Source organism: Saccharospirillum impatiens DSM 12546, from assembly GCF_000423605.1.
Taxonomy (GTDB): Bacteria; Pseudomonadota; Gammaproteobacteria; order Pseudomonadales; family Natronospirillaceae; genus Saccharospirillum; species Saccharospirillum impatiens.
In genome coordinates this window covers 30322-42425 of sequence record NZ_KE384061.1, presented here as the reverse complement: position 1 = coordinate 42425, position 12104 = coordinate 30322, and the positions used below count along the sequence as shown (strand labels likewise).

The following is a 12104-nucleotide window of genomic DNA, read 5'->3' as shown; positions in this document are numbered from 1 at the left end:
CGATTTTTTGGCGCAGAAGCCGATCTTTACGTCCTGTAACGGTAAGGAGCGCCTGAAATTTGGCGAGGTGTTGCTACTCCGTGAAACCCGCAGTTAGGACTAATGTCTTTGCGACCGGTGCCGATAGAACAGGAAACCTAATTCGATGTATCGGTAAGCGGAGTACCTTTTATGAAAACCTTCATTCAGTGGCGATCCTGCATTGCCGTATTGGGCGTTACGGTGTTGCTTAGTGGCTGCTCGATGTGGCCCTTCGGCAATGACGACGACGAAGTTGAAGCCATTGTGGCTGAGGTTCGGGCCATTAACGAAAAGCTGCCACCCATGGAGCCTATGGTGCTGCGCTCGACCGGCTACGGCGCCATCAACCCCAATTCACAGGGGTTGTCTGAGGTTCAAAAGCGGCTGATTGCCATGCGCGCCTCCAAACTCGACGCCTACCGCACGCTGGCGGAACGGGTCTACGGGACCCAGATTGTGGGCAGCTCGACCGTCGAGAACCTGGTGGTCGAGAACGACCGTTTCAAAGCCTTTGTCGACACTCACATCCTGGGCGCGAAAGTGGTGTACCAGGACATGATGGCCGATGGCAGCTACGAAACCATGGTCGAAATGGTCATCGATGAAGGGTTCCGCAACTGCCTGGCCAACCAGCCAGCCGGTCGGCAAAACAGCCGCTGTGCCTCCGATGTGGTCTACGACGTGGATTCCATGACGCGCTCGCAGTTGCGTCAGCAGGGCGTCGATACCTCCGGTTCGGGTCTGTACTTTATTGAATAGTTTATCGGGTAGCGTGACTGATCAGTTTCATTAAGCAGTGGTATCGAGTCGTTTTTATCGAATCATACATCGCGATGAACCGTGCCTGTGGGGGCGGATGAACCGTCGCGAAGGAGCGTAGAAATGCAAGGTTTCATCGGGTTTATGGTCATCTTGGCCCTGGTGTTTGGTGCCGCATCGGCCGAGTCTATACCGGCCAGTAATGTGATAATGGTCGATGCCGAAGGCCAGGCAGAGATCGAATACGATGACGTCAACAGTGCCCGCATTCGTGCTTTGCGCAAGGCCATTGAAAGCGCCTCAATGCAAGTCAGTGCCCAGGTGCACAGCACCCAGGTCATGGAAGACGGCAACCTCACCGTCGATTATCTGCGCGTGAACAGTGCAGCTCAGGTGCGTGATATTCAGATCATGGGTGAAGGCCGTGAAGGTGATGTGTACACGGTGGCAATTACTGCCCGGGTGTCGCCTGATCAGGTATGCGCCAATGTGATGGCCAACCATTACCGCAAATCGGTGGCGGTGACCGGCTTTGCGATGGAGCACCCGCAACAAGCCTCGATGGGGCACCTGGGCTCGGTTGACCGTGGCCTGCCCGCCTACCTGGTCAACGGCCTGAACGGTGTGGCCGGCATGCGCGCCCTGAATGCCAATGCCATGACGCTGTACCCCAATACCCGAACCGCACCGACTCAGCTTTCCCCCCGCATGACGCTGACCAGCGCCGTTGACGCGGCACAAAGCCTGGGCGTGCAGTTCGTCATTTCCGGTGTCATTCGCGACCTGGCTATGGAAAACCCCGATGCACCGCGCGAGCGCAGTTGGGATGGCCTGCTCGCCAGAGTCGGCCTGGAAAAAGCACCGCGTACCCGCCACTTCGTGTTTGATCTGTTCGTCCACGACGGTCATTCCGGTGCGCTGGTTTTCCAAAGCCGCTACAGCACTTACGGCGACTGGAATGAAGAGCGCACCGCTCGCGTCGGCTTCGCTACCGGCAAATTCTTCACCACCGATTATGGCCAGCACGTGCGAGTCTTACTCGACCAGGCCATGAGCGACATCCAGCAAACCATTCAATGTCAGCCCTTCATGGCCACCATTACCCAGGTCAATGGCAGCCGAATCTTCGTCGACACCGGCGCGTCCAGTGGCTTGCGCCCGGGTGACTTTCTGAGCGTCTACCGCACCAGCCAGAACTTCGATCGCCAGGGCGACAGCTTCTGGCAACTGAGCGACACCCGTCTTGTGGCCGAAGTAAAGCAGGTGCAACCGCATTTCGCGATTGCTGAGCTGTCGATTGGTACCGAGCGGTTGAACCTGCAGATGGATGATCTGGTGATGGCGTGGTGAGAACACATCCTCTCTCCACCATCGGAGGAGAGAGCTAGAGAGAGAGGGCAGCGCAGCCGTAGTTGGTAACTTGTGAACCCTCGTTTTACTCGCCACCACACTGCGTAGGAGGCCAGTCCCCTGGGCGACAGGAAGCATACCAACCGGCGAACCACGCCAGCCAAATTCTTAACCAAACCACCCCACTACCACCCTAGGCGGACACATGTGCGCCACCTGCCTTGCTATATTCTGAGCTAAGTTCAAACTGAAGAAACGGAGCATTCAGTAACAGCGAGGGACAATGGCCAACACCACCGAAATCCGCTACTGGTTTATAGAGCTGCACGCCTGGTGGGAAGGGCAGATCAACAGCACCATGCTGTGCCAGCAATTCGAACTCTCCCGCCAGGCCGCCAGCACCGCCCTGAAATCCTACCGGGAAACCATCAACCCCAACAGCCTCACCTACGACACCCACAGCAAAGTCTACCGCCCAAGCGATACCATGACGCCGACATTAATTTCAGGTGACGTGGCCGAGTATTTGCACTGGGTAAGTGAACACCGCATACCCGCCTCGTTAAGCCCGGGCTTCGAATCCTTGAAACCCCCCGAGCGCAGTGTATCCCCGCAGGTAATGCGGGCCATGATTAAAGCCCAGCGAGAACAACGCCGCCTGGAAGTCGACTACGTATCCCTAACCAACCCCAATAACGAAGGCCGGATCATCGTTCCGCACACCTTCGTCAACGCCGGTGTTCGCTGGCACCTTCGCGCCTGGTGCGAGAAAAGCCAACAGTATCGAGATTTCGTTCTCAGTCGATTTCGGGGTACCCCTGAACTGTTAGACACCTCATCCAACGGCAAAGACCAGGACATCGCCTGGAACACCCCACTTGAACTGGTGTTCGCACCCGACCCCCGATTAAACGATGCCCAGAAAGCGGTGCTCATGAACGATTATCAGATGAGCAATGGCACCCTGATCGTCGAAACCCGGGCCGCCCTAGCCCAGTACCTGATTCAGGAAATGCAGGTAAGTGTCAAAATACTGGACGGTACACCGGAGGCGCAGCAGTTGGTGTTGGTTAATAAGCAGGAGGTTAAGGGGTGGTTGTTTGGGGATTGAATTGAAAACGCAGGCGGGTGCGTTAAGTTTGTTTACGTGTGGTTATGACCAGTGTTGTTCGGGCCGTTTTCTAAAAGCAAGATAGGCCAGTGACATAACAACAACGAACCAACCTGCTATAAAACTTAAAAGGGCGAGTGATTTGAAATATAACCTGTACATCGGCAAGGCCCAACAACCTGAAGCGACGGTAAATGTCCACTTACTTCCGTTTCACTTGATGGATGTCGCTGCCGTTGGCTATCAGGTATTGAAGGCTAAACCTCAGTTGGCATGTGATCTTGCTGATTTGCTCGATTTAACCATTGAAGAAGTGGAGGCGTTACTGGTTTTCGGCTTGTTAATGCATGACCTTGGGAAAATGACCGCATCTTTTCAGAGTTTATTTGAGGAGGCTGGATACACGCTGGTTGAGCTGCCACCGGGTGCAAGCTATGACGGTAAGAACGGTCGACATGACCAAATGGGTTACGATGTTTGGAAGGATATAGGACTGCCTGATGACCTGGGAAGGCAACTTGAAGACAGGGTGGTAAGAAAGCACCTGAGATATTTCCTCAGTCTTTTTTGGGGGCATCACGGGAAGCCGATCAATGATGGATACAGCCGCCCGGATTCATCCAAATTCACAGTACACGACAGATTGGCTGTCTCCGAATGGCTCGCAGACAGTTTAGGCCTGCTAAACGTAAGCCCACCATGGAATAAACTTTCCTCGAAGGATTTGTTCACTCAACTAAAGCGGGGGAGTTGGCTAATCGCCGGTTTCTCGACCTACTGCGACTGGGTTGGGTCCGATAACTCCGTATTTGAGTATTGCGACCAGCCCTGTTCGCCAAACGATTACTGGATCAATACCGCTCTGCCGAGAGCGAAGCGGGCGCTAGCCAAAACTGAAGTGTTCGAGCCGGTGGGTGTTGTACCTTTTGGTTCCTTCAAGCAAATGTTTTCGTTTTCACCATCGCCATTGCAACAATTTGCCGCTGCACTCCCTATATCTGCCTCTCCGCAGTTGGTTATCTTTGAAGATATTACTGGATCAGGTAAGACTGAGGCGGCGCTGACCGTTGCTCATCGTCTGCTTGAAGCGGGAAATGGGGATGGTTTCTACTTCGGTTTGCCAACCATGGCCACTTCCAATGCTATGTTTGGGCGGGTTGCGGATGTCTATAACCGGATGTTGAAGCAAGAAGATAACCGCCCGGTAAGCCTTGTATTGGCACATGGTGCCAGGGATATGAACGATTTGTTCCAGGAAGCCAAGCTTGGCGAAGGTCGGCAGGAACGACCCTATCAGAAAAGCGAAGAAACGGCCTCTATGCATTGTGGTGGCTGGCTCGCCGATAGCCGAAAGAAGGCCCTGCTGGCGCCCGTGGGGGTGGGCACGATAGATCAGGTTTTACTGGCTGTATTACCCAAAAAACATCAGTCACTACGGGTGCTGGGCTTATATCGAAAGGTGTTGATACTGGATGAAGTGCATGCGGCAGACACCTACATGCTGGAGCTGCTGGACTCGCTGCTGAAACTTCATGCCCAACAGGGTGGTAGTGTTGTCATGCTAACGGCAACGCTGACAATGGCGCAACGAGCTCGCTTGACCAGGACGTGGCAAGAGGCACTCGATATGCCGGAGAGTGCCTGGCGAAAACCGTCGAGCAGCGCTTTCCCTCTGGCTACCGTGGTTTCAAATGAACACGGGCTGCAGGAGCAGCCCGTGGAGCACCGACCGCAAACGCGTAAGGATATCCCGGTTTCCTTTTTGCACACTGACGATGACTGCATAGATGTGATTTTGACGGCGGCAGAAAAAGGGCAGTGTGTAGTCTGGGTGAGAAACTCGGTAGATGAAGCCATCGCCGCCTACAGACGGCTAAAAGAGTGCCACCCAACGCCCGAGAAGTGTCTGCTGTTTCACAGCCGCTATGTATTGCAACATCGTAAAGACAAAGAAGCCTGGGTGATGCGCCATTTTGGCAAGGAATCCACACCGGAAGACCGGGCTGGGTACGTACTGGTAGCAACTCAGGTGTTTCAGGAAAGCCTGGATGCCGATGCTGATCTGATGATCAGTGATTTGTGCCTGATAGACGACTTAATTCAAAGGGCCGGGCGCTTGCACCGGCATGTTCGCGACGCCGAAGGTGCCCCTGTACCCGAGGCCAGTCAGGATCAGCGTGCGCGACCGACACTTTACGTTCACGCGCCAGCGTGGCAAGAAGATCCGGCTAAAGACTGGCTGATCGAGCACTCCCGTAATACTCAGTACGTCTACCAAACTCCGGGCAGAATTTGGCTGACAATGCGATACCTGCGGGATTCCGGCAGGCTGGAACTGCCGGAGCGCTCTCGGGAGATGATCGAATCGGTTTATGGACCGGAGGCGGAAATACCCAGCGGGCTGACTCTCGCCGAGCAAGAGTATATGGGAAAAGAGCGCGCCAGTAAGAGCCAGGGGAGGTTCAGTCGCCTGGATTTGGATAAAGGTTACAGCGCCAACAGTAGCCAGATTTGGACGGACGACAATATTGAGGTGGGTACCCGTCTGGGAGAGGAGGCCAGAGAAGTCGTTCTAGTGAAATTGGAAGACGGAGTCTATCGGCCACTGGTTTCAGATCGAAGTTTTGCTGTTGAGCTGAGCACAGCAAGAGTGAGTAGCCCGAAACTCCTGGCAAGCTTTGCTGAAATCAGCAATGAGCACCGTCAGGAGTTTGTCAGAACTTTTAAACGGGCCAAATTCTCCCTGATATGTTGTGTTGCGGATGTGCCTTATTCCGAAGAAATTGGGTTAGAAAGTGCCGCTACAGAATAGGGCAGTGAATTGAACTGGAGTAGTTGACGATATGAACCTATGCACCGAGCCATGGCTCACTTTTAAGACAGTCGACGATGAGCAGGTGGAGTTGCCTCTCAAAAACATTGGTCGTGAAGATCTGGTTGACATTGTTATGCCGCGTCAAGACTTCTACGGAGCTTCATGGCAATTTCTAATTGGAATTCTGCAAACTGCCTTTGCCCCAGAAGACGACAATGAGTGGCTGGAACACTATGAGTCACCGCCGACGCCAGCCGATCTTGAGTCAGCGCTGAATAAAATCTCCCACGCATTCGAATTGCTCGGCGAAGGTCCGAGGTTTATGCAGGATCTCAGTCCATTAAGTGACTCTTCAACGGTCTCTGTGTCGAGCTTATTAATCGATGCGCCGGGTGGTAATGCCCTTAAACTGAATACCGATCACTTTGTAAAGCGAGGTAATGTCAATCAGCTTTCCCTCCCTATGGCGGCTATGGCTCTGTTTACTTTGCAAATCAATGCACCAGCTGGTGGGCAGGGTAATAGAACAGGTCTTCGTGGCGGCGGTCCACTGACTACATTGGCGGTGTCGAGTGACCCGTCGTTAAGTCTGTTCCGAAAGCTTTGGCTCAATATTTTGACGCTTGAAGACAGCGATTTATCACCTCCTACTCACTTCAACGATGGCGCGGTATTTCCCTGGCTGGCACCCACCCGAGTCAGTGACAAAAAGGGTTCCGAAATATACCTGCATGACGAGGGCATGCACCCGCTGCACCAATACTGGGCTATGCCCCGCAGGATACGCCTGGAGGAAGCGGCGGCTGGCCAATGTGACTTGCTGGGCGTGGACTCTACCAGACTGGTCACCCAATACCGGACACAGAACTATGGGGCTAACTACTCTGGCGCTTGGAAACACCCGTTAACGCCTTACCGTTTTGACCCCAAAAAGCCAGAAAATGAGCCGTTCTCTATAAAGGGTCAGCCAGGCGGAATCGGGTACCGTCAATGGCATCAGTTTTTATTTCGAAACCAGAACGAGGGAGTTATACCAGCACAGGTGATCGAAAACCTCGGTGCCAAGGAGGTATGGCTAGAGGATCTTGGGCTAATTGACAACATCGGCATCTGGGTGTTCGGGTTTGATATGGACAATATGAAGGCCCGCTCCTGGTATGAATCAAGAATGCCCTTCTTACCACTCTCGCCTGAGAAAGCGCAGCGATATTCCATTGAGCTGACGTTGCATGTCGAAGTTGCTAAAACAGCTGGCGCGGCGTTACGACGCGCTTGTAAGGATGCCTGGTTTGGTAATGGCGATACCCGAGGGGATTTGAAATTTATCGACGACCGCTTCTGGAGTGAAACAGAGAGGGCTTTCTTTCGATTGGCATATGCTTTCAAAAACAGCATGCAGGCCGGGGACGACAAAATTTCTTCCCAGACGTGTCAGACATGGATTACAGAACTTCAAAATGCAGTCTTGACCATTTTTGATGATCTTGTATTGAGTGTGGACAGTCATGACCCGCACTTGCGGCGGAAGATTGAAGCCCGGCGGAATCTGAAATTCATCAAGTACAAGGGCGATTACCTGAAACGGTATCAACTGGACACGAAAAGGAAGGTTGCATCATGACCATAAGTGATAAGAAGGCCGGTAACGAGGGCGAAATAGCCTATCAATGCATATCCTGGTGGCGCCGAACGATCAGTAAGGAGCCGGTTGAAGACGGAGACACCCGCAAGCGGCCTACTGCCTACCGGGCAACGTTAAAGCGCTGTACATCCATTGATGACGTACTGGTAACGGAAGCTTTTCAACAATTATGGCTTTCCCTGCCTAGTGACATCAGAACGCCCCGGCGTATGGTTCTGGTTGCCATGCTTGCCTGGCTACTCGCTGCCGTCAAACAAGATGGACCCCAATCAATAGCAAAAGCGATGGCGAGTACGCGCGGGCCCGAATCGGATAGCCCCACAGTGTCTCAGATCAGGTTTCAACAACTGGTTCATGCCCGAACGCCAGAGGAGTTTGTTAGTCGGGTGAGGCGCATTCTGGCTCAGATCGGTGGAACGGTTAACGTTGCTTCCTTTGTGAAGGAAGTCGAAGGCTGGTATTGGCAGAGCCAATCCAAAGAAACGGACATTGACCCGACTCGTCGCCAGACCCTGAAATGGGCCATGGAATACTATGAATCCCAACCCCGTAAATTCAACTAAGAAGGGAAACCAACATGTCTAGATTTATACAAATTCACTCTTTGACGTCTTACCCCCCTGCCAACCTGAACCGGGATGACCTGGGTAGGCCAAAGACCGCTGTAATGGGGGGCGTGGAACGCCTGCGGGTTAGTTCGCAAAGCCTCAAGCGGCATTGGCGGACATCCGACTTGTTTCAGGAGGCACTGAGCGATCACTTGGGTACCCGGACACGGGACATTGGCGAGCATGTTTGCAAACGGCTGGTTGAAAAGGGCATTGCCGAGAAAAAAGCCCGGGAATGGAGTGCAGACATAGCCAAGGTGTTTGGCAGTGTGGAAAAAGACAAGGTGACAACCCAGCAGTTGGTATTTGTCAGCCCGGAGGAGTGGGATGCTATTAACGCCCTGGCGGACCAGCTCGCGCAGGAAAATCGGGGGCCTGAAAAAGAAGAATTCAAATTGTTGCGTAAAAATGCTGCCGCTGCGGATATAGCGTTATTTGGACGCATGCTTGCTGACGCCCCCAGCTTTAATGTGGAAGCTGCATGCCAGGTGGCACATGCGATCAGTGTGCATGGCGTCGTTGTCGAGGACGATTATTTTACAGCCGTGGATGACCTTAATGCAGAGCATGAAGACCGGGGCGCGGCTCACATTGGCGAAACCAGTTTTGCAGCAGCTCTGTTTTATGGGTATGTCTGTATTGATCGTGAATCACTGATTAAGAATCTGGACGGCAACACGGAACTCGCCAACAAAGCAATTGCAGCATTGGTTGAGGCAATTGCTCGTGTATCACCCAAGGGTAAGCAAAATAGCTTCGGTTCTTTTGCCTATGCATCCTACATGATGATAGAGCGCGGAAACCAACAACCCAGGAGCCTTTCCGCTGCCTTTTTGGCGCCCATAAAGGAAAAAGACTACCTCCATGCATCGGTCGATAAACTGGAGCAGCAGGCAGAGTTTTTCGACAAGGTTTATGGAAAGTGCGCCGATAGTCGTGTGAGCTTCAATGCTTCTACTGGCCATGGGTCACTCAACGACGTGATTGCACTTGCGGTTCAAGACTAGGAGGTTATATGGAATTTCTTGTCTTCAGGTTGTATGGGCCCCTGGCCAGTTGGGGGAATACTGCGGTTGGAGGTGTAAGACCGACATTGGCCATGCCTACTCGTTCAGCCATTCTTGGCATGTTGGGAGCCGCGCTGGGTATCCGGAGGGATGAGGCCGAACGTCTGGAGGCACTGGCTAGCAGCTTCGATGTCGCGGTCAAAGCTGAGTCGCAAGGCGTGCTCCTGCGGGATTACCACACCTCGCAGGTACCCACGACTGACAAAAAGGCTATATGGCACACACGCAAGGATGAACTGGGCAGTAACCGAGAGAGGATTAATACTATTCTTTCTACCCGGGACTACCGAGCCGATGGCCATTGGGTGATTGCCTTAAGATCGAGTTCAGAAGCCAGTGTCTCACTATCCGATTTAGAGAAGGCGCTTAAGACGCCTCGATATCCCTTGTCCCTGGGTCGTAAGTCATGCCCATTGGCAGCACCGCTTCACCCTCGCTTGGTCCAGGCACCTGGCCTACAAACGGCGCTAGACACCACTTTTGATGCCATCAGTGAGAGCCCTGGTGCTCAGAAAGCGTTACATCGTTCCGAAGTAATCTATCAATGGGAAGGTGAGGATTCTGAGCTAAAGCAAGAGGAGACCTTCGAACAGTGGGATGATCCCGGTTCCCGGCAGCGGTGGCAATTTAAGAAACGGACTGTTCACAGCAGCCAAGTACAGAGGAGTGCCTAATGTTTCTTTCCAGAATTAAGCCGGAACCGGGGTTTGTGGTTTCCCAATTGACGGAGCGAGCAAATGCTGGCGATGCTTATGCGCAGCACCAGTTGCTTTGGCAATTGTTTGCCACTCATAAAAACCGGGGTTTTTTATTCCGGTACGAGCAAAGCGCTCAAGGGCTATGTTACTACGTACTTTCTTCCAGCGAGCCTGAGCAGGATGTTGCCGGTATATCGCTGAGTTGCAAGCCCTTCATGCCTAAACTCTCAGCAGGCGACGTATTGGCCTATAATCTCAGAGCGAACCCTACTCGAATGCTGAAAGCAGAAAAAATGGGGAAGCGGGGGCCGCGAGTGGATGTGTTAATGCACGCCAAACACCTGGCCAGAGAGGCTGGTGAATCATCGGACAAGGTAGAAGCACTGCAATACCAGGCGGCTCGTGATTGGTTGTCCAGCGCGCACAGGCAAGAAGCAATGGGTGTTGAGTTTATATCTGAACCCGAAGTGACTGAATACCAGCAGCACCAAGTGCGCAAAGCATCCAATGGAAAAAGTAATAGAGGGCTTATCCAATTTTCGTCAGTTAACTTTCAAGGTTTATTAAGGGTCGTAGAGCCATCCCGCTTCATTGACAGTTTAAACCAGGGTATTGGCCGAGCAAAATCAATGGGCTGTGGCTTGATGATGATTCGCCGCGCCAACTAACCGGGGTGACGTTATGGCGTTCATTAAGCTAAAGCCTATTCCGATTAAAGAGCGGCTGGCCATGGTGTTCATTCGCTATGGACAGATAGAGGTACGAGATGGCGCTTTCGTCGTTATCGATGAGGTGAACGGCGAGCGCAAACATATTCCTGTTGGCAGTTGTACCGCCATTTTGTTAGAGCCAGGCACACGTATTTCGCACGAGGCGGTGAAGCTTGCTGCGACAACCGGAACACTACTGATCTGGGTAGGCGAGTCGGCGGTTCGTCTCTATGCTGTAGGCCAGCCTGGCGGCGCAAGATCGGACCGGTTGTTATACCAGGCCAAGTTGGCGTTGGATGACAACTTACGGTTGAAAGTAGTCCGTAAAATGTTTGAGTTCCGGTTCGAGGAAGTAGCGCCGGAGAGGCGATCAGTCGACCAACTCCGGGGGATAGAAGGTGCCCGCGTACGAGAGCAGTATAAATTGCTGGCCCAGAGGTACGGGATTGAATGGCATGGGAGACGCTATGACCCTAAGGAGTGGGATAGCTCGGATATAATCAATAAGTGTCTTTCCGCTGCGACGGCCTGCCTTTATGGCGTAACAGAGGCTGCTATTCTGGCCGCTGGCTATGCACCTGCCATCGGGTTTCTACACACGGGGAAACCTAAATCATTTGTTTACGACATAGCCGATTTGTTCAAATTTGAAACAGTCGTCCCTGCCGCATTTAAAGTGGCCGCCCAAACTCCTAAATTCCCAGATAGAGCGGTAAGAATCGCTTGCCGCGACGCGTTCAAAGAAACTCGGCTGCTCAAGCGTATTATCCCGGTAATAGAAGAAATACTGGCAGCTGGCGAAATAGTGCCACCATCCATGCCCGAAGATTCCCAGCCACCAGCAATACCTGAACCGGAAAGCCTTGGGGATTCCGGGCACAGGAGCGGCTAATGCCAATGCTGATGGTAGTAACAGAGGCCGTGCCTCCCAGGCTTAGAGGCCGGATGGCGGTTTGGTTGCTGGAAGTCCGAGCAGGAGTCTATGTGGGTGATGTTTCTCGAAAAGTTCGGGAAATGATTTGGCAGCAAATTGAAGCGCTTGCTGAAGATGGCAACGTTGTGATGGCTTGGCCAGCGAATAATGATTCTGGGTTTGATTTTCAGACTTATGGCAAAAATCGCCGAATGCCTATTGATGAGGACGGTTTAAGGCTCGTTAAGTTTGTTCCTGACTTGCCTTTATCCTGATAAGAAAATAGGCTCATTTCTTTAACATGCTAATCGACCGAAAAGTTGGTGGATTTTTTGGTGCTTTTAAAGTGCTTTAAAATCAACCAGTTACGGTAAGACCGTTCCCCGCAGGCGCGGGGATCAACCGATGAT

Annotated in this window: 11 protein-coding genes; all 11 read left to right on the top strand. The window is 52.7% G+C overall.

The features are described from left to right. Nucleotides 1-171 precede the first annotated feature (171 nt). Nucleotides 172-780, top strand: a complete 609-nt coding sequence (locus G565_RS0121190; RefSeq protein WP_028672577.1) for an LPP20 family lipoprotein — start codon at nt 172-174, stop codon at nt 778-780. Between the two features lie 123 nt (nt 781-903). After that, nucleotides 904-2130, top strand: a complete 1227-nt coding sequence (locus G565_RS0121185) for a flagellar assembly protein T N-terminal domain-containing protein (protein ID WP_028672576.1) — start codon at nt 904-906, stop codon at nt 2128-2130. A 283-nt stretch (nt 2131-2413) separates the two neighbouring features. Further along, the gene (locus G565_RS0121180) at nt 2414-3241 is read left to right on the top strand and encodes a BrxR family helix-turn-helix transcriptional regulator (protein WP_028672575.1); all 828 of its coding nucleotides are present in this window, start codon (nt 2414-2416) and stop codon (nt 3239-3241) included. A 142-nt stretch (nt 3242-3383) separates the two neighbouring features. Further along, complete coding sequence (locus G565_RS25410) at nt 3384-6053, top strand: CRISPR-associated helicase/endonuclease Cas3 (protein WP_051208379.1); 2670 nt, start codon at nt 3384-3386, stop codon at nt 6051-6053. Between the two features lie 31 nt (nt 6054-6084). Further along, nucleotides 6085-7677: a type I-E CRISPR-associated protein Cse1/CasA gene (gene casA / locus G565_RS0121170; protein ID WP_028672574.1), complete on the top strand. Its 1593-nt coding sequence runs from the start codon at nt 6085-6087 to the stop codon at nt 7675-7677. Next, a complete protein-coding gene (gene casB / locus G565_RS0121165) occupies nt 7674-8261 on the top strand; it encodes a type I-E CRISPR-associated protein Cse2/CasB (protein WP_028672573.1) in 588 nt (195 codons plus the stop codon). Before casA ends, casB begins: the two co-directional genes overlap by 4 nt. 14 nt (nt 8262-8275) lie before the next feature. After that, on the top strand, nt 8276-9313 hold the full coding sequence (gene cas7e / locus G565_RS0121160; protein ID WP_028672572.1) for a type I-E CRISPR-associated protein Cas7/Cse4/CasC: 1038 nt from the start codon (nt 8276-8278) through the stop codon (nt 9311-9313). Nucleotides 9314-9321: 8 nt separating this feature from the next. After that, nucleotides 9322-10047 (top strand): type I-E CRISPR-associated protein Cas5/CasD, encoded by a 726-nt coding sequence (gene cas5e, locus G565_RS0121155; protein ID WP_028672571.1) that lies wholly within the window; start codon nt 9322-9324, stop codon nt 10045-10047. Continuing rightward, entirely contained in the window at nt 10047-10739 is a 693-nt protein-coding gene (gene cas6e, locus G565_RS0121150; protein ID WP_028672570.1) for a type I-E CRISPR-associated protein Cas6/Cse3/CasE, read from the top strand. The genes cas5e and cas6e overlap by 1 nt, the downstream gene beginning before the upstream one ends. Before the next feature lie 13 nt (nt 10740-10752). Further along, nucleotides 10753-11673: a type I-E CRISPR-associated endonuclease Cas1e gene (gene cas1e, locus G565_RS0121145; RefSeq protein WP_028672569.1), complete on the top strand. Its 921-nt coding sequence runs from the start codon at nt 10753-10755 to the stop codon at nt 11671-11673. Beyond that, nucleotides 11673-11969, top strand: a complete 297-nt coding sequence (gene cas2e / locus G565_RS0121140) for a type I-E CRISPR-associated endoribonuclease Cas2e (RefSeq protein WP_028672568.1) — start codon at nt 11673-11675, stop codon at nt 11967-11969. The genes cas1e and cas2e overlap by 1 nt, the downstream gene beginning before the upstream one ends. The last annotated feature ends 135 nt before the right edge of the window (nt 11970-12104 follow it).